At 64.3% G+C, this 24,401-nt stretch carries 28 protein-coding genes and 1 tRNA gene; 15 read left to right on the top strand and 14 right to left on the bottom strand.

The window, feature by feature from the left end:
* Positions 1-16: 16 nt before the first annotated feature.
* A complete protein-coding gene (locus NWF24_RS08325; RefSeq protein WP_258353775.1) occupies positions 17-826 on the bottom strand; it encodes a DUF6348 family protein in 810 nt (269 codons plus the stop codon).
* An 8-nt stretch (positions 827-834) separates the two neighbouring features.
* Positions 835-1,329 (bottom strand): aminoacyl-tRNA deacylase, encoded by a 495-nt coding sequence (locus tag NWF24_RS08320; protein ID WP_093077904.1) that lies wholly within the window; start codon positions 1,327-1,329, stop codon positions 835-837.
* On the opposite strand from NWF24_RS08320, the gene NWF24_RS08315 reads away from it, so the two are divergent.
* Positions 1,322-2,041 carry a hypothetical protein gene (locus NWF24_RS08315; protein WP_258353774.1) on the top strand — a complete coding sequence of 240 codons (720 nt, stop codon included), beginning with the start codon at positions 1,322-1,324 and terminating at the stop codon, positions 2,039-2,041. The genes NWF24_RS08320 and NWF24_RS08315 overlap by 8 nt on opposite strands.
* Positions 2,042-2,044: 3 nt before the next feature.
* On the opposite strand, the gene NWF24_RS08310 is transcribed toward NWF24_RS08315, so the two are convergent.
* A complete protein-coding gene (locus tag NWF24_RS08310; protein ID WP_258353773.1) occupies positions 2,045-3,106 on the bottom strand; it encodes an aldo/keto reductase in 1,062 nt (353 codons plus the stop codon).
* 126 nt (positions 3,107-3,232) lie between these two features.
* Here NWF24_RS08310 and NWF24_RS08305 point away from each other — a divergent pair, with 126 nt between their 5' ends.
* Positions 3,233-4,162, top strand: a complete 930-nt coding sequence (locus NWF24_RS08305; protein WP_258353772.1) for an alpha/beta fold hydrolase — start codon at positions 3,233-3,235, stop codon at positions 4,160-4,162.
* Between the two features lie 6 nt (positions 4,163-4,168).
* Here NWF24_RS08305 and NWF24_RS08300 read toward each other — a convergent pair whose 3' ends face one another.
* The gene (locus NWF24_RS08300) at positions 4,169-5,188 is read right to left on the bottom strand and encodes an aldo/keto reductase (RefSeq protein ID WP_258353771.1); all 1,020 of its coding nucleotides are present in this window, start codon (positions 5,186-5,188) and stop codon (positions 4,169-4,171) included.
* 136 nt (positions 5,189-5,324) lie between these two features.
* Here NWF24_RS08300 and NWF24_RS08295 point away from each other — a divergent pair, with 136 nt between their 5' ends.
* The 3 genes from NWF24_RS08295 (at position 5,325) to NWF24_RS08285 (ending at position 8,520) form a co-directional block, all read left to right on the top strand.
* Positions 5,325-6,227 (top strand): LysR family transcriptional regulator, encoded by a 903-nt coding sequence (locus NWF24_RS08295; protein WP_258353770.1) that lies wholly within the window; start codon positions 5,325-5,327, stop codon positions 6,225-6,227.
* Between the two features lie 110 nt (positions 6,228-6,337).
* Positions 6,338-7,171: a MetQ/NlpA family ABC transporter substrate-binding protein gene (locus tag NWF24_RS08290; RefSeq protein WP_258353769.1), complete on the top strand. Its 834-nt coding sequence runs from the start codon at positions 6,338-6,340 to the stop codon at positions 7,169-7,171.
* Positions 7,168-8,520 (top strand): LLM class flavin-dependent oxidoreductase, encoded by a 1,353-nt coding sequence (locus tag NWF24_RS08285; protein ID WP_258353768.1) that lies wholly within the window; start codon positions 7,168-7,170, stop codon positions 8,518-8,520. The genes NWF24_RS08290 and NWF24_RS08285 overlap by 4 nt, the downstream gene beginning before the upstream one ends.
* Before the next feature lie 288 nt (positions 8,521-8,808).
* Here NWF24_RS08285 and NWF24_RS08280 read toward each other — a convergent pair whose 3' ends face one another.
* From NWF24_RS08280 to NWF24_RS08265, 4 genes are read right to left on the bottom strand one after another with little or no spacing between them, the layout of a single operon-like run.
* On the bottom strand, positions 8,809-9,159 hold the full coding sequence (locus tag NWF24_RS08280) for a hypothetical protein (RefSeq protein WP_093176862.1): 351 nt from the start codon (positions 9,157-9,159) through the stop codon (positions 8,809-8,811).
* A 24-nt stretch (positions 9,160-9,183) separates the two neighbouring features.
* On the bottom strand, positions 9,184-10,011 hold the full coding sequence (locus NWF24_RS08275; RefSeq protein ID WP_258353767.1) for a MetQ/NlpA family ABC transporter substrate-binding protein: 828 nt from the start codon (positions 10,009-10,011) through the stop codon (positions 9,184-9,186).
* Between the two features lie 34 nt (positions 10,012-10,045).
* Positions 10,046-10,708 carry a methionine ABC transporter permease gene (locus tag NWF24_RS08270; RefSeq protein ID WP_007835547.1) on the bottom strand — a complete coding sequence of 221 codons (663 nt, stop codon included), beginning with the start codon at positions 10,706-10,708 and terminating at the stop codon, positions 10,046-10,048.
* On the bottom strand, positions 10,701-11,570 hold the full coding sequence (locus tag NWF24_RS08265; RefSeq protein ID WP_258353766.1) for a methionine ABC transporter ATP-binding protein: 870 nt from the start codon (positions 11,568-11,570) through the stop codon (positions 10,701-10,703). Before NWF24_RS08265 ends, NWF24_RS08270 begins: the two co-directional genes overlap by 8 nt.
* A 237-nt stretch (positions 11,571-11,807) precedes the next feature.
* Here NWF24_RS08265 and NWF24_RS08260 point away from each other — a divergent pair, with 237 nt between their 5' ends.
* The 9 genes from NWF24_RS08260 to NWF24_RS08220 all read left to right on the top strand — a co-directional run bounded on the left by NWF24_RS08260 (position 11,808) and on the right by NWF24_RS08220 (position 21,282).
* The gene (locus NWF24_RS08260; protein WP_258353765.1) at positions 11,808-12,620 is read left to right on the top strand and encodes a MetQ/NlpA family ABC transporter substrate-binding protein; all 813 of its coding nucleotides are present in this window, start codon (positions 11,808-11,810) and stop codon (positions 12,618-12,620) included.
* 207 nt (positions 12,621-12,827) lie between these two features.
* A protein-coding gene (prfB, locus tag NWF24_RS08255) for a peptide chain release factor 2 (protein WP_108137465.1) occupies positions 12,828-13,932 on the top strand; the annotation gives its coding sequence in 2 pieces (ribosomal slippage) (positions 12,828-12,908 and positions 12,910-13,932; 1,104 coding nt in all).
* 5 nt (positions 13,933-13,937) lie between these two features.
* Positions 13,938-14,636 carry an HAD family hydrolase gene (locus NWF24_RS08250; protein ID WP_258353764.1) on the top strand — a complete coding sequence of 233 codons (699 nt, stop codon included), beginning with the start codon at positions 13,938-13,940 and terminating at the stop codon, positions 14,634-14,636.
* The gene (pepN, locus tag NWF24_RS08245; RefSeq protein WP_258353763.1) at positions 14,623-17,316 is read left to right on the top strand and encodes an aminopeptidase N; all 2,694 of its coding nucleotides are present in this window, start codon (positions 14,623-14,625) and stop codon (positions 17,314-17,316) included. The genes NWF24_RS08250 and pepN overlap by 14 nt, the downstream gene beginning before the upstream one ends.
* 23 nt (positions 17,317-17,339) lie before the next feature.
* Complete coding sequence (locus NWF24_RS08240) at positions 17,340-18,353, top strand: class 1 fructose-bisphosphatase (protein ID WP_093051765.1); 1,014 nt, start codon at positions 17,340-17,342, stop codon at positions 18,351-18,353.
* Positions 18,354-18,378: 25 nt separating this feature from the next.
* A tRNA-Thr gene (locus NWF24_RS08235) sits at positions 18,379-18,454 on the top strand.
* A gap of 203 nt (positions 18,455-18,657) precedes the next feature.
* Positions 18,658-19,071, top strand: coding sequence for a very short patch repair endonuclease (locus tag NWF24_RS08230; protein WP_258353762.1), 414 nt, complete (start codon positions 18,658-18,660; stop codon positions 19,069-19,071).
* Between the two features lie 172 nt (positions 19,072-19,243).
* Positions 19,244-20,509 carry a DNA cytosine methyltransferase gene (locus NWF24_RS08225; RefSeq protein WP_258353761.1) on the top strand — a complete coding sequence of 422 codons (1,266 nt, stop codon included), beginning with the start codon at positions 19,244-19,246 and terminating at the stop codon, positions 20,507-20,509.
* The gene (locus NWF24_RS08220; RefSeq protein WP_258353760.1) at positions 20,506-21,282 is read left to right on the top strand and encodes an Eco29kI family restriction endonuclease; all 777 of its coding nucleotides are present in this window, start codon (positions 20,506-20,508) and stop codon (positions 21,280-21,282) included. Before NWF24_RS08225 ends, NWF24_RS08220 begins: the two co-directional genes overlap by 4 nt.
* A gap of 128 nt (positions 21,283-21,410) precedes the next feature.
* Here the strand turns inward: NWF24_RS08220 and NWF24_RS08215 are convergent, their stop codons facing one another.
* The 3 genes from NWF24_RS08215 to NWF24_RS08205 all read right to left on the bottom strand — a co-directional run bounded on the left by NWF24_RS08215 (position 21,411) and on the right by NWF24_RS08205 (position 22,457).
* Positions 21,411-21,683 (bottom strand): hypothetical protein, encoded by a 273-nt coding sequence (locus NWF24_RS08215; protein WP_258353759.1) that lies wholly within the window; start codon positions 21,681-21,683, stop codon positions 21,411-21,413.
* A 257-nt stretch (positions 21,684-21,940) separates the two neighbouring features.
* On the bottom strand, positions 21,941-22,306 hold the full coding sequence (locus NWF24_RS08210) for a helix-turn-helix domain-containing protein (protein WP_309148866.1): 366 nt from the start codon (positions 22,304-22,306) through the stop codon (positions 21,941-21,943).
* Complete coding sequence (locus tag NWF24_RS08205; RefSeq protein WP_258353758.1) at positions 22,281-22,457, bottom strand: hypothetical protein; 177 nt, start codon at positions 22,455-22,457, stop codon at positions 22,281-22,283. Before NWF24_RS08205 ends, NWF24_RS08210 begins: the two co-directional genes overlap by 26 nt.
* 132 nt (positions 22,458-22,589) lie before the next feature.
* Between NWF24_RS08205 and NWF24_RS08200 the strand changes: the two genes are divergently transcribed.
* Positions 22,590-22,988: a DUF4431 domain-containing protein gene (locus tag NWF24_RS08200; RefSeq protein ID WP_258353757.1), complete on the top strand. Its 399-nt coding sequence runs from the start codon at positions 22,590-22,592 to the stop codon at positions 22,986-22,988.
* Positions 22,989-23,176: 188 nt separating this feature from the next.
* Here the strand turns inward: NWF24_RS08200 and NWF24_RS08195 are convergent, their stop codons facing one another.
* The 3 genes from NWF24_RS08195 to NWF24_RS08185 all read right to left on the bottom strand — a co-directional run bounded on the left by NWF24_RS08195 (position 23,177) and on the right by NWF24_RS08185 (position 24,399).
* Positions 23,177-23,647 (bottom strand): hypothetical protein, encoded by a 471-nt coding sequence (locus tag NWF24_RS08195; RefSeq protein ID WP_258353756.1) that lies wholly within the window; start codon positions 23,645-23,647, stop codon positions 23,177-23,179.
* A 25-nt stretch (positions 23,648-23,672) separates the two neighbouring features.
* Positions 23,673-23,984 (bottom strand): hypothetical protein, encoded by a 312-nt coding sequence (locus NWF24_RS08190; protein ID WP_258353755.1) that lies wholly within the window; start codon positions 23,982-23,984, stop codon positions 23,673-23,675.
* 88 nt (positions 23,985-24,072) lie between these two features.
* Positions 24,073-24,399 carry a hypothetical protein gene (locus tag NWF24_RS08185; protein WP_258353754.1) on the bottom strand — a complete coding sequence of 109 codons (327 nt, stop codon included), beginning with the start codon at positions 24,397-24,399 and terminating at the stop codon, positions 24,073-24,075.
* Between the last annotated feature and the right edge of the window lie 2 nt (positions 24,400-24,401).

Genomic DNA, 24,401 nt, shown 5'->3' with positions numbered 1-24,401 from the left:
GGGGATGGTTGTTGTTCTATTCGGCGACGAGCGCCTGGGGCGGCGATTGGATCACAACATACTGCTTGCGAAACTCGAAGCCGCGGTCGGGCCACTGTGTCACATAGGCGCGCAGGGCCTCGGCGCCGGCGGGCCAGTCCTCGCCGTTGATGCGGCAGTCGGCCTGCACTTCGCCCTCGGCGTCGCGCACGGCATAGAGGCGCACGGCGTGGAGACTGTCCGATTCGATCTGCGGCTTGAAGGCGTCCCAGGTATTGGTGAACAGGCAGCAGGGGCAGAACGGGTGCTCTTCCTCAACCTCGGCCGCCGGCAGCGTCGCCCGGTGCGCCACGGGGCCGAACAGCACGCGCCGCTGCCGCCCTTCCTTCCAGCTCATGTCCATCGACGTGCAGTGGGCGAGTTCACCGCCCAGCGCATCCTGGAACACAACCAGATCGACCTGCGCCCACAGGTCGAACCCGCGGGTCAGGGCCTGCTCGGTGGTTTCGCCGCCCGAATGCTGGTACTCGAAGATGCCCTGCGGCAAGAGTCCGGCATGGGCCACCTCGATGGTGCTGGAGGTGCGCACGCTGCCGTCCTCGGCGCGCGAGTAGCTCAGGATCTGCGGCAGCAGCCAGAGTCCGTCGGACAGCGTAACCCAGCCATCGCGTGCGAGCGCGGCGGCCTGGCCGCGCGCCAGCAGTGCGTCGCGCAGCAACGCCGACAGGTCGAGCAATTCGGTCCATTCGCGCTCGTCGTTGCGAAAGGCAAGTGCGAACGTCGTGCCCTGGCCCGGGTTGCCAGCGGCTCGCAGGGGAAAGAAGTCGGAAGACGAGGATGTCGCCATGGCGCCGGCTATTCTGCCAGCGCACACTGCACGGGCTTCGCGCCCAGCAACCCCACGCACACCTGCGGATCGATGCCGATCAGGTAGCCGCGGCGCCCGCCGTTGAGCACGATTCTCGGCAGTTCGAGGATGGTCGACTCCACGTACACCGGCATCTCGCGCCGCGTGCCGAACGGCGAAGTGCCGCCCACCATGTAGCCGCTGTGCCGTTGCGCCACCTCGGGCTTGCAGGGCTCGACCGACTTGGCGCCGATCTGCCGCGCGAGGTTCTTGGTGGACACCGTGCGGTTGCCGTGCATCAGCACGATCAGCGGCTTGGCGTCCTGGTCTTGCATGACCAGCGTCTTGATGACGGTGAACGGGTCGAGCCCGAGCATTTCGGCGCCGCGCTGCGCACCGCCGTGCTCGACGTACTCGTAGGGGTGTTCGGTGAAGGAGATCTTGTGCGCGCGCAGCAGCTGGGTGGCGGGCGTCTCGGAGGTGTGGGTGCTTTTCTTGGCCATCTCGGTGGCAATTGCGGGTTCAGGATCGCTTCAGAAAACCTGGTGTTCCGCAGCAAAAAATCTGCCGTACTACATTGAATTCCGGTCCAACCATGCAGCATACGCCAGCCCCGGTGGCCACGGCCTCGTTCTACCTCGGGCATCGATGCGCCGCCCCGCCCTGACTGCGCTCGTGCTGGCCGTGGTGGCGATGCACGCAGCTGTGCTCTGGCTGCTGCTGGTCGCCACGCAGCCGCATGGTCGCAAGACCGTTCCGGTGAAGCGAATGGTCATGGAGGTGGTGCAGGTCGAAGCCCCAGTGAAGACCGAGCCTCCCGCACGCCGGGAAACGACGCCGCGAACCACGGCTGCGGCCACACGCGCGACAACCACGCGCATGCCCCGAACTGCTCGCGGCAAGGCGATCACCGCCCCCGCTGCCCCAGCCACTGAACCGCCGCAAACCACGACAAGCCCCGCGCCACTGATTCTTCATTCGGAAAGCACCCGCCGCGCCCTGCGCGACATCGGCCGCGAGCGCTCCTTCGCCGACCGTGCCAGCCAGGATCTCAATGGCAGCCCGCGCTCCGCCTTCGATTCCAGGTTGAGCGCAGGCGTCGCAAGCTCTGCACACGGCGACTGCATGAAAGGCCAGTTCAAAGGCAGCAACATGGGCCTGTTGAGCCTGCCGACCCTCGCCCTGGCCGCCGCCCAAGGCGAATGCGGCCGTTGAAAATTACGCAGCAGGGTCGCGAATGTCCCAGCGGATCTTGTCGATCTCGGCCAGGATTTCCGGCGACAGCGTGGTGCCGTACACATCCAGGTCTTCTTCCAGCTGCGCCACCGAAGTCACGCCGATGATCGTGCTCGCCACCTGCCACTTCGTGTAGCAGAAAGCCAGTGCCAGCTGCGTCGGCGTCAGCCCGTTGTCGCGGGCCAGTTGGTTGTAGCGTTTGGCCGCGCGCAGCGAATCGGGGCGGCCCCAACGCTGCTTGCGCACCGATTCGTAGCTCGAAATCCGCGCGCCCTTGGGCGCATCCGGCCCTTCGATGCCGCTCTGGTCGTACTTGCCCGTCAGCAGGCCGAAGGCCAGCGGCGAATACGCCAGCAGCGACACGCCCAGCCGGTGCATCGTCTCGTCCAGCCCGTTCTCGTAGCCGCGGCTGATGAGGCTGTACACGTTCTGCACCGTCGCCACGCGCGGCAGCCCGTGCTGTTCGGCCAGCCGCACGAACTCGTGCACGCCGTACGGCGTTTCGTTCGACAGGCCGATGGCGCGCACCTTGCCCGCCTTCACCAGCTTGCCCAGCGCCTCGAGTTGCTCGTGGATCGGCGTCTTCGAGGTTTCCTTCGCCGGGTCGTAATACATGTTGCCGAACAGAGGCACGTGGCGCTCCGGCCAGTGAATCTGGTAGAGGTCGATGACGTCCGTGCGCAGCCGCTTCAGGCTGGCGTTGCACGAGGCTTCGATGTCGGCCGCCGTCATGCCGCTGCCTTCGCGCACCCAGGGCATGCCGCGCGACGGGCCTGCCACCTTGGTCGCAACCACCAGCTTCTCGCGCGCGCCGGGGTTGGCGGCGAACCAGTTGCCGATGATGGTCTCGGTGACGCTGTAGGTTTCCTTGCGCGTGGGCACCGAGTACATCTCGGCTGTATCGATGAAGTCGACGCCGCGCTCGAGCGAACGGCTCAGGATGGCGTGGGAAGTGGGCTCGTCGACCTGTTCGCCGAAGGTCATCGTGCCAAGGCAGATCGGGGTGACGTGCAGGTCGCTTTGACCGAGTTGGATCTTTTTCATGCGCGGGATGCTACCGCCCCGCCCCACACCCCGCTGGCCGCCGCGCCAAAACCCGAGCAATCCGCCCCCGCCCGCTGTCCTGTGCCGGACTGCGTCAGCACAAAGGCCTCTTTATCATCGACGCCCATGTACCAAGCCCTCCGCCCCTCCCGCAGCGAATTCGTGCCCGTGCGCAACCTCAGCTACCACGTGCGCCTCTGGGGCCAGCCCTCCGACGAGCGCCCGCCGCTGGTGCTGGTGCATGGCTGGATGGACGTGGCGGCGTCGTGGCAGTTCGTGGTCGATGCGATGGAGGAAGACCGCTTCATCATCGCCCCCGACTGGCGCGGCTTCGGCCTGACCGACGGCGGCGGCGTCGACAACTACTGGCTCGCTGACTACCTGGCCGACCTCGAATGGCTGCTCGACCACTACGCAGGCGAAGGCGACAGCGCAAGGCAGGTTGACCTGGTCGGCCACAGCATGGGCGGCAACGTCGTCATGCACTACGCCGGCGTGCGGCCCCAGCGCATCCGCCGCCTCGTCAATCTCGAAGGCTTCGGCATGCCCGCGCGCAAGCCCGATGAAGCGCCCGCGCGCTACGGCCAGTGGATCGACGAGCTCAAGCGCCTGCATCGCGGCGAGATGGCGCTGGCCGGCTATTCGGCCGTGGACGGCGTCGCGCGCCGCCTCATGAAGACCAACCCGCGCCTCACGCCCGACAAGGCCAACTGGCTGGCCAGCCACTGGTCGGTGAATCACGCCCAACCCGACGGCAGCGAACGCTGGCAGATCCTCGGCGAGGCGGCGCACAAGATCGTCAACGCACATATCTTCCGCGTCGACGAAACGCTGGCGCTCTACGCGCGCATCACCGCGCCGTTGCTCATGGTCGAGGCCTCCGACGACAGCCTGAAAGGCTGGTGGAAGAACCGCTACACGCTCGACGAATTCCACGAGCGCCTGAAGTCAGTTGCCAACAGCCGCATCGAGCGCCTCGAAGACGCGGGCCATATGCTGCACCACGACCAGCCACAGCGCGTGGCGCGGATGATCGAAGAATTCCTGGCGAACTGAGCCGCCTCAGGTGCGGCGCGGTTCGCTGTCGAGGCTCGCCATCTGCGCCGCGGCATAGCGGTCGCCAGCGGCAGCGCCCTTCGGCACCGCACGCTCGATGGCCGCGAAATCGTCGGCCGCCAGCTTCACGTTCAGCGCGCCCAGCGCCTCGTCGAGCCGAGTACGCTGCCGCGCGCCGATCAGCGGCACGATGTCGTCGCCCTGCGCCGCCACCCATGCGATGGCGATCTGCGCGACGGTAACGCCCTTGGCCTCGGCAATCTTGCGTAGCGCATCGACCAGCGCGAGGTTGCGGTCCACGTTCTCGCCCTGGAAGCGCGGGCTGTGCGCCCGAAAATCCTTCTCGCCAGCCGCATCCTTCTTCCAGTGCCCGCTGATCAGGCCGCGCGAAAGCACGCCGTATGCGGTGATGCCGATGCCCAGCTCGCGGCAAGTCGCGAGGATGTCGTCCTCGATGCCGCGCGAGATCAGCGAATACTCGATCTGCAGGTCGCAGATCGGGTGCACGGCCGCCGCCTTGCGGATGGTCTGAGAGCCCACTTCCGACAGGCCGATGTGGCGCACGTAGCCCGCCTTCACCAGGTCGGCGATGGCTCCGATGGTGTCTTCGATAGGCACGTTCGGGTCGAGCCGCGCCGGGCGGTAGATGTCGATGTGGTCCACGCCCAGGCGCTGCAGCGAGTAGGTAGCGAAGTTCTTCACCGCCGCGGGCCGAGCGTCGTAGCCAACCCAGCCACCGGCCGGGTCGCGCATGGCGCCAAACTTCACGCTGACCAGTGCGGCGTCGCGCTGCGAACCCTTGAGGCCCTTGAGCGCTTCGCCGATCAGCATTTCGTTGTGGCCGCTGCCGTAGAAGTCGCCGGTGTCGAGCAACGTGATGCCCGCGTCCATCGCGGCGTGGATGGTGGCGATGCTCTCCGCGCGATCCGAAGGGCCGTACATGCCCGACATGCCCATACAGCCGAGACCGAAGGCGGAAACCTTGGGGCCGTTCATGGCCTTGGTGCCGAGTTGAAGTGTGTTCATTGCAGTGTCCTTTCTGACTTTTTGACTGTGGCCGGACGCGGTTGCGAACGGCATGGTGCTAGTCTGGAAGGAATCGGCCCGTTCGATAATCCGTCCAGCGGCGCACGGGTTGTGCAGAAAAACGCACAATCCCGCCATGACCGATCCCGATCTTTCCGATCTCGGCGCCTTTGTGGCAGTGACCCGGGCACGCGGCTTTCGAGGCGCCGCCACGCTGCGCGGCGTATCACCCTCCTCGCTCAGCGAGGCCATGCGGCGGCTCGAAGCGCAGCTTGGCGTGCGCCTGCTGAACCGCACCACGCGCAGCGTTACGCCGACCGAAGCCGGCCAGCGGCTGCTTGACCGCATCTCGCCCGCGCTCGACGACATCGCGGGCGCGCTCGACACGCTCAACAGCTTTCGCGACAGCCCCACCGGCACGCTGCGGCTGAACGTGCCGACGATCGTGACGCAGCGCGTGCTGCCGCCGCTGGCCAGCCGATTCCTGGCGGAGCACCCCGGCATCACGCTGGAGATCACGACCAACGACACCTTCATCGACGTGCTCGCCGCAGGCTTCGACGCCGGCATCCGCTACGACGAGAGCATTGCGCGCGACATGATCGCCGTGCCTCTGGGCCCTCGCACGCAGCGCTTCGTGGCCGCGGCCTCGCCTGCCTACCTGGCGAAGCACGGAACGCCCAGGCACCCGACCGACCTGCTGCAGCACGCCTGCATCGCCCACCGTTTTCCGAGTGGCGTGCTCGCCACCTGGGGCTTCGTGCGCAAGGGCAAGGCCGTCAAGATCACGCCGGGCGGGCCGCTGATCGCGTCGATGCTCGACCTCGAACTGCACGCCGCCGAGTCGGGCCTGGGCCTGATCTACACCTTCGACGAATACCTGAGGCCCTCCATCGACCGCGGCACGCTGGTGCCCGTGCTCGAAGACTGGTGGCAGAGTTTTTCGGGGCCGTTCCTGTACTACCCAAGCCGCACGCACATGCCTGCGCCGCTGCGCGCATTCGTCGACTTCCTGAAGAACGAAGGCCAGCCCGCCTGATCCGCCTGATATTCGACAAGCGGATATCGAAGCGCACGAATCTTCGTTCGCGCCGCAGGCACCGCGACCTAGAGTGCGCAGCTCCCCTTGCCTCCCCGGAGTTGCCCGTCATGCGCTTTTCTTCGCGCGCGCCCTCGCTGGCGCGCTGGTCCGTTCCGTTGCTCGGTGGCCTTGCCCTGAGCCTGCTTCTTCAGGTCTCCGCCCACGCCGCCGACCTGCGCGTGGGCTTCATGCCCGGCCCGTACCGCGATGCCTTCACGAACGGCATCGAGCCCCAGCTGAAGAAGCTCGGCTACACCGTCAAGTACGTCGAGTTCAGCCAGGGCGTGCAGCCCAACGACGCAGTGGAGCGCGGGCAGATCGACGCCAACATCTTCCAGCACACGCTGTACCTCAACGCCACCAACAAGCAGCAGGGCTTCGACCTCGTGCCCGTGGTGCACGTGCCGACACCGCCAATGGGCCTGTACTCGCAGCGCCACAAGTCGCTCGACACGGTGCCTGACGGTGCCACGGTCACGCTGCCTTCGGACCCGGTGAACGCGGCGCGCGCGCTCAACATCCTCGCGACCGTCGGCTGGGTCACGCTCAAGCCGGGCGTGAGCCCGCTCGCCGTGTCTGAGCGCGACATCGTGAACAACCCGAAGCGCCTGAAGCTGGTGCCGCTCGAAGCCGCGCAGGCCCCGCGCTCGCTGGCCGATGCAGACATTGCCGCCGTGCAGGGCAACTTCGCGGTGGCCTCGGGCCTGAAGCTCACCGATGCGCTCAAGCTCGAGAACATGACGCTGCCCTACGTGAACGTGGTGGCCGTCAAGCGCAGCAACGAGCAAGCCCAGTTCGCGAAAGACATCGCAGCGGCCTACCAGTCGGCCGAGTTCCAGCGCTTCTTCAAGGCCAACCCGACATGGGCCGGCTACCGGCTGCCCGACTACTTCTCCCAATGAGCCTTTCGAACAGCCCCAAGCCCCGGCAACTGCACCTCAACGTCAACATCCTGCACTCGGGCTTCGTGCCCTCGGCATGGCGCCTGCCGGAGAGTGATCCGTGGGCCTTTGCCGACGTCCGGCACTACATCCGAACGGCGCAGATCGCCGAGTCGGCCAAGCTCGATGCGGTGTTCCTCGCGGACAACGCGGCCATCGTCGACCAGATCAACTTCCGACCGATCACCGCGCTGGAACCCACGGTACTGCTGGCCTGCGTGGCCGCCGCCACCACGCACATCGGCCTGATCGCCACGGCCTCGACCAGCTACAACGAGCCCTACAACATCGCCCGCCGCTTCGCCACGCTCGACCATGTGAGCGGCGGCCGCGCGGGCTGGAACGTGGTGACCACGGCCGACCTGCCATCGGCGCGCAACTTCGGCCTCGACGCCACGCCCGACCATGCGAAGCGCTACGCACGCGCCTCGGAGTTCACCGACATCGTGAAGGCGCTGTGGGACAGCTGGGAGGACGACGCCTTCATCGGCGACAAGGCCACTGGCAGTTTCATCGACACGGCCAAGGTGCACGCCATTGCGCACCGCGGCGAGCACTTCGCGGTGCAGGGGCCGCTGAACCTGCCGCGTCCGCCGCAGGGCCACCCGGTGCTGGTGCAGGCCGGAGCATCTGCCGACGGGCGCGAGCTGGCGTCGCGCCATGCGGAGGCGGTGTTCTCGGCCTCTCAGTCGTTCGAGGAATCGCTGGCCTACGCGCGCGCGCTGAAGACACGCGCCGCCGAATTGGGCCGCGGCCCCGACGCAGTGAAGGTGCTCGCGGGCCTGACCACCATCGTCGGCAGCACCGAGGCCGAAGCCCGTCGCCGGCGCGACGAACTGGTCGACCTGATTCCGTGGGACTACAGCCTGACGCGCATCGCCGGCACGCTGGGCATCACGCCCGACCGTCTGAAGCTCGACGAGCGCCTGCCCGACGACCTCCCACTGCCCGGCAATGGCAACGGCAACCACACCTTCTTCAACGCGGTGGTCGCGGCAGGCCGCACCCACGGCTACACGGTGCGGCAGCTGATCCGCGAACTGGCGGGCGGCGGCGGGCACCGCGTGATCGTCGGCACGCCGGAGCAGATTGCGGACGACATCGAGCGCTGGTTCAAGGCCGGTGCGGCCGATGGGTTCAACCTGATGCCCGATGCGCTGCCGCATGGGCTGCAGGATTTTGTCGATGGCGTGGTGCCGATCCTGCAGAAGCGCGGGATCTTTCGCACCGAGTACGAAGGCCGCACGCTGCGCGATCACCTCGGGTTGGCGCGGCCCGGCGGGCGGGCGACGCAGCGGCTGGCGGCTTGAGGGCGGTTGGGGTGCACCGTTCGGGGTGCGATCACGCCGACGGGGTACCTTGCTCCGCGAATGTCCTCCGGCCTGCGGCCTCCCCCTTTATTTCGCTGCGCAAGGCACCCCATCGACGTGATCGTTCAGCGCAGCGCTTAATCCAGCCGCACAACGGCAGCGCCCATGTGCGAATGGCATCGGGTGCTCCCCGCAGCGAAATAAAGGAGGAGGCCGAAGGCCGGGGGACATTCGCGGAGGGGAGTACCCGGTGTCATTCGCGCGCACCCCGAACAAGAGCCCCCACCTTCACTCCTCGTCGGCGTCGTTACCCGTGAGGGACAGCACTTCTTCGACGAAAGCCTCGAACAGCGGCAGCGCGGCAGGCAGGCCGTCGAGCGACTCGGCCTCGCCCGCATCGAAGAAATGCGGTTTGCCGGCCGGCATGGCAGCCCACTCGCCAGCCTCCAGCAACAGCCCCAGGTAGCCGTCGGCAGTCGGCACATAGAACAGCCCCGCGCTGTCGAGCACACGCTGCCCCTTCTTCTTGCCACGCCCCCAGCTCACGCCCTGCCCGGCCAGGTGTTCGGTGATCCAGCCGTCGCACACATGCGTGTCGCGCCAGCTTCCCTGAGCATCGAATACGGCCAGAACGGGCATGGGAGTCCTTTTCTTGAAGGAGGGTTATTGCAGGAAGCTGGGCTTGGCGTAGCCCTGGAACTTGCTGTCGACCACGGCCTTGAACTCCTTCGAGCGATAGGCATCGGCGATGTCCTTGGCCCACTGGGTGTTCTTGTCGGCGGTCTTCACGGCGACCACATTCAGGTAGTAGTCGGGCGTCTTCTCGAGCACCACGGCGTCGGTGAGCTTCAGGCCCGACGAGATCGCGAAGTTGCCGTTGACGATGGCGTACTCGGTGTCGCCCAGCGAGCGCGGCAGCTGCGCGGCTTCGAGCGGAATGAACTTCAGCTTCTTCGGGTTCTCGGCCACGTCTTTTTCAGACGCGCGCAGCGGGTCGATGCCGGTCTTGATCGTGATCAGCTTGTTCTGCTCCAGCAGCACCAATGCGCGGGCCAGGTTGCTCGGGTCGTTCGGCAGCGTCACGCGGTCGCCTTCCTTCACGTCGGCCAGCGTCTTGCGCTTGGTCGAGTACACGCCCATGGGCGCGATCGGGCCCTGTACCAGTTCGGCGAGGTCGAGCTTCTGGTCGGCCGCGAACTTCTTCAGGTAGACCTGATGCTGGAAGAAATTGGCGTCGAGCGAGCCCTGGGCCAGCGCCAGGTTGGGCTGCACGTAGTCGTTGAACTCGACCAGCTTCACCTTGTAGCCCTTCTTTTCGAGGATGGGCACGATGCCGGCCTTGAGCTGGTCGGCGTTGGAGCCGGCTGTGCCGCCGATCACCAGGTTCTTCTTGGCGGGGTCTTGCGCGTGGGCCTGCAGCGAGAGGCCGCCCAGCGAGACGGCAGCCAGGGACAGGGCGAGAACGGAGCGGCGCAGGAATGCGGTTTTCATGAGATTGGGAAAGCAGGGAAGAAAAGAGAAGGAATCAACGCTTGTCGAGCCTGCTTGCCGTGGTGTTGCCCACGAATTGCAGGATCTGTACCAGCACCACGAGCAGCGCCACGGTGAGCACCATCACGTCGGTCTGGAAACGGTAGTAGCCGTAGCGGATGGCCAGGTCGCCGATGCCGCCGCCGCCCACCACGCCGGCCACGGCCGAGTACGAGAGAAAGCTCACGGCCAGCACGGTCAGCGCCAGCACCAGCCCCGAACGGGCCTCGACCAGCAGCACGCGCCAGACAATCTGCAGCTCGGTCGCGCCCATGGCATGCGCCGCCTCGATCACGCCGCGCGGCACTTCGCGCAGGCACTGGTCGACCAGCCGGGCCAGGTACGGAATGGCCGCGAACGACAGCGGCACCGCGGCCGCCAGCGGCCCGATCGACGTGCCCGCGATCACCCGCGTGAACGGCACCAGGGCCACCAGCAGGATGATGAAAGGGAACGAACGCACCGTGTTCACCAGCCAGTTGAGCACCAGGAACGCGGGCTTGTTCTCGAGCGACTGGCCAGGGCCCAGAAGGAACAGCAAGATGCCCAGCGGCCCGCCGATGAGCACGGCGGCCGAAAGGCCGATGGCCAGCATCATGAAGGTCTGGCCGGTGGCGACCCACAGCTCGGGGAGGATGGGGGCGATGTTCTCAAACATAGGCCAGCTCCTGTGCGCCGAGCTGCGACGGCGGGCGCGGCGAGTAGGGTTCGCGCGCCTCGCGTTCGCGGCGGCGCACCAGTTCGTCGATTTCGCGGCCCAGCGCGGTCTTGCGCTCGACGCTCGGTGCATCGACCGCGAACTGCTCCACCAGCCGGCCCTTTTCGAGAATGGCCACGTTGCGGCACAGCACCTCGACCACCGACAGCTCGTGCGTGACGATCACGATGGTCACGCCGATCTTCTCGTTGATTTCGCGCAGCGTTTCCAGCAGCGAGCGCGTGGTTTCGGAGTCGAGCGCCGAGGTGGGCTCGTCGCACAGCAGCACCTGCGGGCGCGGCGCCAGCGCGCGGGCAATGGCCACGCGCTGCTTCTGGCCGCCGGAGAGCTGGGCCGGGTAGGTGTCGATCTTCTCGGCCAGGCCCACGAGCGCCAGGCATTCGCGCACACGTGCGTTGATTTCGGCCTTCGAATGGCGGCCGTGGATCTTCAGCGGGAAGGCCACGTTGTCGAACACCGTGGCGTTCTGCAGCAGGTTGAACTGCTGGAAGATCATGCCGATGTTCTGGCGCGTGTCGCGCAGCTCGCGGCGCGAGAGCGTGGTGAGGTCGCGCCCGCCGACGAAGACCTGGCCCGAATCGGGCCGCTCCAGCAGGTTGATAAGGCGCAGCAGCGTCGATTTGCCGGCGCCGCTCTTGCCGATCAGGCCGAACACGTCGCCCTGCTGGATGTCGAGCGACAGCGACTGCACGGCGTCGAACACCTCGCCGTTGGGCAAGGCGAAAGACTTCTGCACCGATTGAAGACGGATGACTGGCGCCGCGTGATTGCCGCGGCCCGTGTCAGGCGTAGGGTGGGTCATGGAAAAGAAGCGCAGCCCGCGCAAAGGCAGGTCGCGGAGGTTCGCAAAAAGGTGCCGAGTATGAAAAGAAACGCAGCGAAAGGGAACGAACAAAAAGGATGCTGTTTATACGCATATGCGCATAAGGAAATCCTGTAGCGGGCAAGACACGCCATATCGATATGCGCATTGGTTCGTTCCCAAACGCTGGCGGCAATGCCACATTCGCGCCTTCTTTTTTTGATTTCGCGCAACGACATGCATACCTCTTTCCGCCGCCGCACCCTCGCCCTTGCCACGCTGGCCGCCGCCCTTTTTGCCGGCAGCACCGCCTTCGCGCAGGACAAGAACACGCTCAAGGTCGGCGTCTCCGTCGGCAACGGCGAGCAGATCTTCGAGGTGGTCAAGAAGGTCGCTGCCAAGGACGGCCTGAACATCCAGGTCGTGGTGTTCAACGACTACCAACTGCCCAATGCAGCGCTGGCCTCGGGCGACCTCGACGCCAACGCCTTCCAGCACCAGCCCTTTCTCGACAACCAGAACAAGGCGCGCGGCTTCGACATCGTGCCCGTGGGCCTGACCATCACCGCGCCGCTGGGCTTCTACTCGCGCAAGATCAAGTCGATCGACCAGCTGCCCGATGGCGCCTCGGTCGGCATCCAGAACGACCCGTCTAACGGCAACCGCGCGCTGTTGCTGCTGCAGCAGGCCGGCCTGATCACGCTGAAGCCCGAGGCGGTGAAGAACAACACGGCCACGCCGCTGGACGTGGTGACGAACCCCAAGAAGCTGAAGCTGGTCGCTCTCGATGCTGCCCAACTGCCGCGCTCGCTCGACGACCTGACCATTGCCTCCATCAACAACGACTACGCCGAGAAGGCCGGCCTGTCGCTGAACAAGGACGCCGTGATCAAGGAATCGCCGAAGAGCCCGTACGCCAACCTGATCGCCGTGCGCCGCGCCGACAAGGACAAGCCCTGGGCCAAGCGCCTCGTGGCGGCCTACCAGTCGCCCGAGGTGAAGAGCTTCATCGAAACCCAGTTCAAGGGCTCGCTCGTGCCGGCGTTCTGATTTCGGTCTTTCTCCCTCCCCCGCTGGGGGAGGGCCGGGGTGGGGCAAGCGGCGCTCGCGCTGGGAGCAACGGGCACCACAAGCGCCCTGCCCGCCCCCATCCCAGCCTTCCCCCAGAGGGGGAAGGAGCAATACAAGGGCGCTCCTTGGCAGCTCGGCGGACCGTGAGAAAATGCCCGGTTTCCCCGAACACAGTCAGGACACCCCATGGACGCAGAACAGATCAACCAAATCGGCGCAATGCTCGCGGACCTGAGCGTCCGTACGGTCGATTTACGGAGGTATCTTTGACTACGATGCAAAAGCTGAACGACTGAGGACAGTCAACGCATCGCTCGAAGACCCGAACGTCTGGAACGACCCGAAGAAGGCCCAGGAACTAGGCAAGGAAAAGAAGTCGCTCGACGACGTGGTCGTCACGCTCGACCGGCTCACCAACGGGCTCTCGGACAACACCGAACTCTTCGAAATGTCGAAGGAAGACGGCGACATGGACGGCCTGCAGGCCATTGCCGATGACGCCGCCACGCTCGAAGCCGACATCAAGCAGCTCGAATTCCGCCGGATGTTCAACAACCCGGCCGATCCGCTGAACGCCTTTGTCGACATCCAGGCCGGCGCCGGCGGCACCGAGGCTTGCGACTGGGCCAGCATGCTGCTGCGCCAGTACCTGAAGTACGCCGAGCGCAAGGGCTTCAAGACGCAGATCGAAGACGAAACGCCCGGCGACACCGCCGGCATCAAGGGCGCGACCATCAAGGTCGAGGGCGACTACGCCTTCGGCCTGCTGCGTACCGAAACCGGCGTGCACCGCCTGGTGCGCAAGTCGCCGTTCGACTCGTCGGGCGGGCGGCACACCAGCTTTGCCAGCATCTTCGTGTACCCGGAAATCGACGACTCCATCGAGATCGAGATCAACCCGTCCGACGTGCGCACCGACACCTTCCGCGCCAGCGGCGCGGGCGGCCAGCACATCAACAAGACCGACTCGGCCGTGCGCCTGACGCACATCCCGACCGGCATCGTGGTGCAGTGCCAGGACGGCCGCAGCCAGCACAGCAACCGCGACGTGGCGTGGAAGCGCCTGCGCTCGCGCCTGTACGACCACGAGATGCGCAAGCGCCAGGAAGAGCAGCAAAAGCTCGAAGACAGCAAGACCGACGTGGGCTGGGGCCACCAGATCCGTAGCTACGTGCTGGACAACAGCCGCATCAAGGACCTGCGCACCAACGTGGAAGTTTCGGCCACGCAGAAGGTGCTGGACGGCGACCTCGACGTGTTCATCGAAGCCTCTCTCAAGCAAGGCGTGTAAAACCGATGAGCCTGAAAAGCCTGAAGGATGGTGGCAAGGTCGAAGCCTTCATCTTCGACATGGACGGCACCATGATCGACTCCATGCCCTGGCATGCGCGCTCGTGGGTGGAGTTCGTGGCGCGCCACGGCCTGAAGCTCGACGTGAGCGACATCCTCGCGCGCACCACGGGCCGCACCGGCACCGAGTGCATGCGCGAGCTGTTCGAGCGCGAGCTCTCCGACGAGGAGTGCCAGGCGCTGGTGCACGAGAAGGAAGAGATCTACCGCGCCATGTTCAGCGACAACTTCACCGAAGTCGCGGGCTTCACGGCCTTTGCCAAGGCAGCCGTTGCACGCGGCCTGAAGGTGGCGGTGGGCACGGCCGGCGACAAGGGCAACATCGAGTTCGCCATGTCGCGCCTGAAGATGGACCCGCTGCCGCTGGCCATCGTGGGCGGCGATGAAGGCTTCTCGGGCAAGCCCACGCCCGCCATTTTTCTCGAAGCCGCGCGCCGCATCGGCATTGCGCCCGAGCGCTGCATCGTTTTTGAAGACGCACCCTTCGGCATAGAAGCCGCCCGCCGCGGCGGCATGCGTGCCGTGGCCGTGTGCAGCACCCATACCGCCGCCGAGCTTGCCGGCCCCCATGTGATTGCCGCGGTTCGCGACTACAACGAACTCGCCCATTCGAATTTTCTGGAGACACTCGATGCTGCTACGTGACGCTCAAGGGCAACCCATTGCCATCCGCCGCGAAGACTATGCCGCCCCGGCGTACTGGATCGACACCGTCGACCTCACCTTCGACCTCGACCCCGCCAAGACCCGCGTGCTCAACCGCATGCAGATGCGCCGCAACCCCGAGGTGCCGGTGCAGCCGCTGCGCCTGGACGGCGACGAGCTGAACCTGGCGCGCGTGCTGGTCAACGGCCAGGGCGCTTCGTTCCGCATGGAAGGCGAACAGCTCGTCATCGACGGCCTGCCCGATGCTTTCGAGCTCGAGATCTTCACCACCTGCTGCCCCATCAAGAACACCAAGCTGATGGGCCTGTTCGTGAGCGAAGACACCTTCTTCACGCAGTGCGAGGCCGAGGGCTTCCGCCGCATCACCTACTTCCTCGACCGTCCGGACGTGATGGCGATGTACACCGTTACGCTGCGCGCCGCCAAGGCCTCCTACCCGGTGCTGCTGTCGAACGGCAACCTCGTCGAGCAGGGCGAACTGCCCGAAGGCCGCCACTTTGCCAAGTGGGTCGACCCCTTCAAGAAGCCCAGCTACCTGTTCGCACTGGTGGCGGGCAAGCTGGTGGCGCGCGAGCAGCGCATCAAGGCACGCAACGGCAAAGAGCATTTGCTGCAGGTGTACGTGCGCGCCGGCGACCTCGACAAGACCGAGCACGCGATGAACTCGCTCATCCACTCGGTGCTGTGGGACGAAACCCGCTTCGGCCTGCCGCTCGACCTCGACCGCTTCATGATCGTTGCCACCAGCGACTTCAACATGGGCGCCATGGAGAACAAGGGCCTGAACATCTTCAACACGAAGTACGTTCTGGCCAACCAGGCCACCGCCACCGACGCCGACTACAGCAACATCGAAAGCGTGGTCGGCCACGAGTACTTCCACAACTGGAGCGGCGACCGCGTGACCTGCCGCGACTGGTTCCAGCTGTCGCTGAAAGAAGGCCTCACCGTCTTCCGCGACCAGGAGTTCAGCCAGGATTTGTGCGCCGACGCCTCGGCCCGCGCCGTGAAGCGCATCGAAGACGTGCGCGTGCTGCGCACCGCCCAGTTCCCCGAAGACGCGGGCCCCATGGCCCACCCGGTGCGCCCCGACAGCTACATCGAGATCAGCAACTTCTACACCGTCACCATCTACGAAAAGGGTGCCGAGGTGGTGCGCATGATGCAGACGCTGGTCGGCCGCAAGGGCTTTGAAAAGGGCATCACGCTCTACTTCGAACGCCACGACGGCCAGGCCGTGACCTGCGACGACTTTGCCCAGGCCATTGCCGACGCCAACCCTGAATCGGAACTCGCCCGCCTGCTGCCCCAGTTCAAGCGCTGGTACAGCCAGGCCGGCACGCCCCGCCTTGCAGCCCACGGCGTGTACGACGCGCAGAACCGCAGCTACACCCTGAGCGTGGTGCAAAGCTGCCCGCCCACGCCGGGCCAGCCGACGAAGGAGCCCTTCGTCATTCCGCTGAACATCGGCCTGCTCGACGCCAACGGCCGCGAACTGCCGCTGCAGCTCGAAGGCGAAAACGACGTGACCCGCGGCACCCGCACCCTGGTGCTGTCGCGCGCCGGCGAGCAGATCACCTTCGTGGGCCTCGACGCCGAGCCCGTGCCTTCCATCTTGCGCGGCTTCAGCGCGCCGGTGATCCTCGACTTCGAGTACACCGACGCCCAACTGCTGACGTTGCTGGCCAACGACCCCGACCCGTTCAACCGCTGGGAAGCCGGCCAGCGACTGGGCCTGCGCGCCGCGCTGCAAGGCATTGCCGCACTGGCCACCGACACCACGCCGGTGCTGAACGACGCGTATATCGACGCCATGCGCAGCGTGCTGCGCAACCCGCAGCTCGACGCCGCCTTCAAGGAACTGGTGCTCACGCTGCCGTCGGAAACCTACATTGCCGAACAGCTCGACGTGGTCGACCCGCAGCGCGTGCACCTGGTGCGCGAAGCCATGCGCGCCCAGTTGGCCACCGCCCTCTTTGCCGACTGGCAGTGGGTTTACGAAGAGAACCACGATACCGGTGCCTACAGCCCCGACCCGACCTCGTCGGGCCGCCGCGCGCTGGCCGGCATGGCGCTCAACTTTCTGTGCCTGGCGGCGCGCGCCTCGGGCGACGTCGTGTGGCCGGGCAAGACGCTGCAGCGCTTCAAGGACGCGGGCAACATGACCGACCGCTTCAACGCGCTCAACGCGCTGGTGTCGTCGGGCAACACCCTGGCGGCGCAGGCGCTGGCCCGCTTCCACGCCATCTTCAAGGACGAGGCACTGGTCATCGACAAGTGGTTCTCGCTGCAGGCTGGCGCCAGCGACCGCGGCGGCGACATCCTGCCGCTGGTCAAGCAGCTGATGAAGCACCCCGACTTCTCGCTGAAGAACCCCAACCGCGCGCGCAGCGTGATCTTTGCCTATTGCAGCGGCAACCCCGGCGCCTTTCACCGCCCCGACGCGGCCGGCTACGTGTTCTGGAGCGAGCGCGTGATTGAGCTCGACGCCATCAACCCGCAAGTGGCTGCCCGCCTCGCGCGCTCACTCGACCGCTGGAGCAAGCTGGCCGAGCCGTACCGCAGCGCCGCGCGCGAAGCCATCGCCCGCGTGGCCGCCAAGCCCGACCTGAGCAAGGACACCCACGAGGTCGTCACTCGCGCCCTGGCCGGAAACTGAAGCAACCGAACCCCACAAGACACATGGCTCAACAAAAGATTTCCCTCACCCGCTACCTCGTCGAACAACAACGCGCCGACGGCCTCATTCCCGGCCAGCTGCGCCTGCTGCTCGAAGTGGTCGCGCGCGCCTGCAAGAGCATCAGCCAGGCCGTCAACAAGGGCGCGCTGGGCGGCGTGCTCGGCACCGCCGAGAGCGAGAACGTGCAGGGCGAGATCCAGAAGAAGCTGGACATCATCGCCAACGAAGTGCTGATTGAGGCCAACGAATGGGGCGGCCACCTCGCGGCCATGGCCAGCGAGGAAATGGACAGCATCTACGTGGTGCCCAACCGCTATCCCCAGGGCGAATACCTGCTCATGTTCGATCCGCTCGACGGCAGCAGCAACATCGACGTGAACGTCAGCATCGGCACCATCTTCAGCGTGCTGAAGAAGCCCGACGACCACCCCGGCGTGCAGGAAGGCGACTTTCTGCAGGCAGGCACCCAGCAAGTGGCCGCCGGCTACTGCATCTACGGCCCGCAGACCACCCTGGTGCTGACCGTGGGCAACGGCGTGGCCATGTTCACGCTGGACCGCGAACAAGGCAGCTTCGTGCTGACGCAGGAAGACATCCAGATTCCGGCCGACACCAAGGAATTTGCCATCAACATGAGCAACATGCGCCACTGGGACGAGCCCATGAAGCGCTACATCGACGAATGCCTGGCCGGCAAGGAAGGCCCGCGCGGCAAAGACTTCAACATGCGCTGGATTGCCAGCATGGTGGCCGACGTGCACCGCATCCTGATGCGCGGCGGCGTCTTCATGTACCCGTGGGACAAGCGCGAGCCCGAAAAGGCCGGCAAGCTGCGCCTGATGTACGAGGCCAACCCCATGAGCTGGCTGGTCGAACAGGCCGGCGGCGCGGCCACCAATGGCAAGCAACGCATCCTCGACCTGCAGCCCACCAAACTGCATGAGCGGGTGAGCGTGATGTTGGGTTCGCGTAACGAAGTTGAGCGGCTGACCCAGTACCACGCCGAGAAGGCGTGATTTCTTGGCTATAATCTGAGGCTTCGCCGGTGTAGCTCAGTCGGTAGAGCAGCTCATTCGTAATGAGAAGGTCGGGTGTTCGATTCATCTCTCCGGCACCAAATTTGATAATGAAATCAAGCATTTAAGCCATCTTTCGGGATGGCTTTTTTGTTTTGTGGCTGCGGGATGCGCCAACGGTGCGAGATAAGACGCTCATTTTTGAATAGACGAGCAGTGGGCATCCGTCTGTCTGATTTCTGCCCGGCTACAACCCCAAACGTCCTAGAGTAATGCTTGCCTCAATCAAGGCCTGACTCAAAGCATGGACAGCCTGACCCCATTACAGCGGAGCGAGCGGATGCGTAAGGTGCGCGCCACTGATACGGCGCTGGAGATGGTTGTGCGTCGGTTGGTGCATGGAATGGGATACCGCTACCGCCTGCACAGGAAGGACCTCCCAGGAAAACCAGACCTGGTATTCCCGGCTCGACACAAGGTGATCTTTATCCATGGCTGCTTCTGGCATAGACACGATGATCCGGATTGTCGGCTGGCAAGATTGCCAAAGTCGCGGCTCGAATTCTGGATACCCAAACTGGATAGCAACAAGGCACGTGACGTCAAAACCCTGGAAATCCTGGAAAGCATGGGCTGGAACGTGATGACGATCTGGGAGTGCCAGATTCGTGACACAAAGGAACTCGAAAGAAGAATTCGCGAGTTTCTTGACCCATAGATGCAATCGAATTCTTCGCGGGAGCAACTGTTGGGATAGCCTCATCAAGCATGCTCAGAGCCCTCCATTCGCGACTACTGCACACTCCGCGAGCAGGCTCCATTCCCCACGTCTACAGGCCTAGAAAGCGACCTTGCGGGATACACTTGACCAATAGAAAAAGGGTGACTCGATGCGTGCAGTTGAGCTTTTCGCTGGGGCCGGCGGCCTAGCTTTGGGAGCAAGCCTCTCTGGGTTCAAGCCTTTGGCGGTTTTGGAGTGGGACCGGTGGGCATGCGATACCCTTCGCGAAAACCAGAAGAATGGGTACCCCCTGGTGTCCGGTTGGCCCATTCACGAAGGCGATGTACGCGATTTCGACTGGAAATCGCTGCCTACAGACATCGAACTCGTCGCCGGCGGCCCGCCGTGTCAGCCCTTCTCGATGGGCGGCAAGCACGGTGCGTACAACGATCAGCGGGACATGTTCCCCGCAAGCGTGGACATCGTGCGCCGGCTCCAACCGAAAGCGTTCATTTTCGAGAACGTGAAAGGCCTCACGCGTTCGGCCTTCCACAACTACTTCGAATACATCCGCCTGCAGCTGGAATTTCCCGAGTCTCCCAAGAGGAAGAACGAGGACTGGCAAGGCCATTACGTCCGCCTGCAGGCAGAGCACAGCTCGGGCAAGCAGCACGGCAGGGCCCTGACATACCGCCTCCAGACCAACCTCGTCAACGCCGCCGACTACGGTGTGCCGCAACGCCGTGAACGCGTTTTCATCGTTGGCTTTCGTCACGATCTCGAGACCACGTGGAGCATGCCCGAGCAGACGCACAGCCAGTCCGCGCTGATGCACGACCAATGGGTCACCGGGGCATACTGGGAGCGGAATCAAATCGCGAAAAAGAATCGGCCGGCGTCACCGCTGATCACGGCGACGAGCCAAATGCTGATCCGTCAGCGTAGCCTGATTGAAGAGCCGCTTAAGCCTTGGAAAACCGTGCGCGAGGCGCTAGCAGACATGCCGAACCCGGAAAGGCGCGTGAAGCACCACCTCATCAACCACACCTATCAACCGGGTGCTAAGTCATACCCTGGCCACACGGGCAGCCCCCTGGATCTTCCAGCTAAGACGCTGAAGGCCGGCGGCCATGGCGTGCCTGGAGGCGAGAACATGATGGTGAACGACGACGGCAGTTGCCGCTACTTCACCATTCGAGAATCCGCACGCCTTCAGACCTTTCCCGACGGGTACCGATTCCATGGTGCCTGGGGCGAGGTGATGCGTCAGCTAGGCAACGCCGTGCCAGTAGAGCTTGCACGTCAGGTGATGTCGAGCGTCGGTATTCAGCTCGTCGAATCCCAACTCCGCAAGATGGGCCTGAAAAGCACTGCGGATGTCGCAAAGGCACTCGCGCAATCGAATCAGCAGGCCTTAGCCTCAAAGCGCGCATGAGCACCCGTCGTCCAAGGACTGCGGCCCAGAAGAGCGCGCGCGTTGTCATCTCCAGGGTGATCCCTTTCAACCCTCTCGAGAAGCGCGTTCTCGGAGCCTCGATCGCAGAAGTCTTGCTCACGACGCCGGTGTACCCGTTGTCGACGCCCTTCCCGTTGAGAGGCCCAGGCGTCTACGCGATCTATTACACCGGCGCCGGGTTTCCCCCCTACGCGCCCCTGGCGCAGCAGAACTCCAACGGGAAGATCGTTTGGCCAATCTATGTTGGCCAGGCCCTCCCGAGCGGCGGTAGACGCGGGATCGCGACTGCGGACGAAGAGCCCACCTTGCGCAAGCGGCTGATGAAACACCGTTTGAGTATCGGGGCCGCATCCACCGATTTCAGCATCGAAGATTTTTGCTACCGCGCTCTGGTGATGGACGACGCCTTCATCCGTCTGGCCGAAACATCGTTGCTGTCGCTGTACAAACCGCTGTGGAACAACTTTGTCGACGGATTTGGCAACAACGCACAAGGCTCAGGCCGAGATGCGTCCAAGCGATCTCGTTGGGACACCCTGCACGGTGGGCGTACCCAGGCTGTGATCCACGCCGATCGCGGCGAGACGCGCGAGCAACTGATGGCCGAGATCAAGCAAGAACTTGCGAGCACGAACTACGACATCCCGGAGACGCTGATCAACGCCCTCGGCCAAAGCATCTTGGCGACGCCGATGGACATCGACGACACGGTGAACACTGATGCGCCTGACGCTCCTGCCGAAGAGGCATGACCAGAGTAGACGCTCAGCTCGACTAAAAATAGCAGCCGATGACTGCCGCACCTCGGCTGTCACCCAAGGCGATCGTGGCGATCCAGCCGTGAGGATCGGAGGTGGGTCAGATGCCCACCGTTGATCCTTCAGGCTTTCTGCTGATCCATCGCGTTGAGTCTCTTCAGGAGTTCTTGCGTGAGCCGGGCAATGTCGTTCGCCAGATCCGCCGCAAGCCACATGATGTTGTCCCGGTGCCGCTCCCCAATTCCTTCGAGCCATTCACTCCAGTCCCCATGACAGCAACTCAGCAGAGATTGCAGTTGGGTCAACTTGTTCTCAAGAATGCCTGACGCGTCCTGCTGGCGGGTTACGTCGTCGGAGGTGGGCGAGTTCTGCCCGGCGATAATTCGATCAGCCACTTGATGTGCTCCTTACCAAAGATCTGCACGTTGATTGGTCAGACGGCCATGGTGTTAGCGCACCTTGGCCGTCGCCTTTTGTGCCTCACATCGACATCGCTGCGGTGTGCATCGATGTCCCGCCGTGAGGCGCGGCGGACCTTCAAATGTATGGGAGAAGCGCGCTGGCGGACGCCTCCATGCAGTGAACAAATTGGGAATCGCGTCGACTTTGAGTGCATCACCGTGATCGCTGCTGCGCTCGACGATGCGGAAGCTTAAGTCTTGATCTGCCTGCTCTTCGCACGACCGAGCGCACGTCGCGGCGCCTTGTACTCGGGATCAACCGCCCTTAGTGCCTCAGGCATCTTCTCTGCAATGGCAATCAGCGTCTTCGCGGCGCCCGTCGGCTCGCGACGCCCCTGCTCCCATTGCTGCAAGGTACGCACCGAGACGCCCAGCAGTTGCGCAAACCCGGCTTGCGACAAGCCCGCGTTCTCACGCGCGGCAACGACCGGCGTGTAGACCTTGCGCGTCTTGCCCGCGCCCATCTCGCGTGCAGACTGAATAAGCAAGGCCTCGAAGTCCTGGCTCGCTTCGAAGGCGGCCAGTTCGGCATCACCCATTGGCTTTTTCTGCGGCATCGCGCAACTCCTTCAAGGTTTCGCCAGAGATCGAATCGAGGTTCGCTTTGGCATAGATCAACATCAAGACGACTTCGTCGAACCTGCCGCGGTTGAAGTAGACGACCCGTACGCCGCCGCTCTTGCCCGATCCGGCGCGGCTCCAACGCACCTTGCGAACCCGCCGGACTTCTGGGCAAGATCGCCAGCATCAGGGTGATTCGAGATGTAGCCTGCAAATCCACTGCGCTCGTCCTCTGCAATACCGTGAAGCCCTTCACGAATCCAGCATCAGAAATTCGCCATGCAAAACACGCCCTTCGCTTCAATCCTGTGTTCGTTAGCCTTCGCACTCTGTGCTTCGCTCGCGACCGCCAAGCCCCTCCCCTATGAGCCAGCCGTCGTCACGCTCCAAGGCACGCTGCTCTCCGCTGACGGCATGAAGCCCGAGGGAGAGAAGCTCAAGTTCCCGGCGATACGGCTCACCGAGCCCATCTCCGTGCCGGAAGACGAGCCGCGCGATTGGCCTGCCGAGAAAAACGTGGTGCTACTGCACATGGCACTCGACGAAAAGAACATGGCTGCGTTCAAGCGCCTCAAGGGCAAGACGGTCGAGGTCACCGGCAGGCTCTTTCATTCGGACAATGGCAACCATCAGACGAACGTGCTGATCTTTCCGGTGTCGATCTCGCCCATCAAGTAGCAGGGAGTCACCGAAGTAGCTGAGGTTTGCGCCCGCGTGCCCGCATTGGTCGAACACAACGGCCAAGGAGCGATGCGCATCGAAGTCGATGGAGCCCGCATGCACCAACCCGCGCGGATCCTTGGGCATGGCCCGGCATGAAAATGGGACGAAGTAGATGTCGAGCATGGGTGCATCGGAGGCCACGCTCAACGCCGCAGCATCGAGCGGTAGTAGTCCGCGAGTGCACCGTACGAAAGCAGAGCACCTGCAATCTTCGTCAGCACTTGCACGTCGCCCTCCTCCTTGCGGAAATGGAGCGTGACGCTGGATGGAAGCAGAACCACTTGCTCGTCGCCCAGGTCGAAGCCTGTCGCGCCCTCGATAGCGCAAGCGGCCCGCGCGAGTCCGGCAATGTCCGCGAAGTCGGGCAGGTCGCAATGCCCGAAGAAGTCGATGGTGTCGTGCAAGAAATTCTTTTCGAGGTCGAAGTGGAGGTTGAGACTCCAGCCGTCAAAGTCGAAGGTGTACACGACCCCCGACCCCGTGCGCCATTGCTCGTCGGCCTCTTGCTCGCAGGCTGTCTGCTCCGGAATGCTCATGCCCGCGGCCAGATGCACGGCGCCTCGCTCGAGGTAGCGCAGAAGGTCGAGCTGCCCGGCGATGGTTTGCTTCAACATCCGACGTGCTTCACCAGCCTCCGTTTCACCGGAGACGGAAGTTCTCCGCCGCACTGCCGAGCCACTCTTGCTGAGCAGGAATGTGCGCCGCAAGTCCTTCCAGGAATGAAGCAAAGCGCTCGAAGACCTTCACGGCCTCGGGATCCTCGGAGGTATGGCCCCACCCCGTGGTGTGGGAGTCTTCGAGCTGGTCCAGTATCTTGAAGAAAGCCTCGCTGCACGCGATGTCATCGGGCTCGAGCGCCATCACGCCAAGCATGAAGCGCACCTCGTCCCCCACGGAAAGCAGTGAGGGCGCGTTCTGCAGGTCTTCGTACAACAGGTCGATCGATTTCATGGACTGCAGGCCTTCATGGGTCAGGTGACCTTGTGGTCGGAATGTGAGTTCCATTCCTGCCAAGGCATCGTGCTTCGCCCCGACAGGCTCAGTCGCTGAACGCCACAAGCCCCGCGCCTTTGCCGACCGCTCCTTCGAAGATGCCGCGCATTTCGTCGAACGCCGCAAGCGCCTGGCGGTTGCCGTCAAGCTCTCCCACATTCGAAGTGAAGATTTTCAGCAGCGTTGCAACCTGTGCGGGTTTCAGCAGGGAATCTTCGAAGTACTTGAAACTTGCGCCGGCCTTGCTGCCCTTGTCGAACAACACGGCCAGCGAACGGTGCGCATCGAGTTCGATGGAGCCCGCCAGTTCCAGGCTGCCCGGGTCTTCGGGCATGTCCGTGGTGGAGGGGTCTGTGTAGTAGATGTCCAGCATAG

The sequence above is a fragment of the Variovorax paradoxus genome (genome assembly GCF_024734665.1).
GTDB lineage: Bacteria > Pseudomonadota > Gammaproteobacteria > Burkholderiales > Burkholderiaceae_C > Variovorax.
Note: the sequence above shows the minus strand (reverse complement) of the source record. Positions and strands in the feature narration are given on the sequence as shown.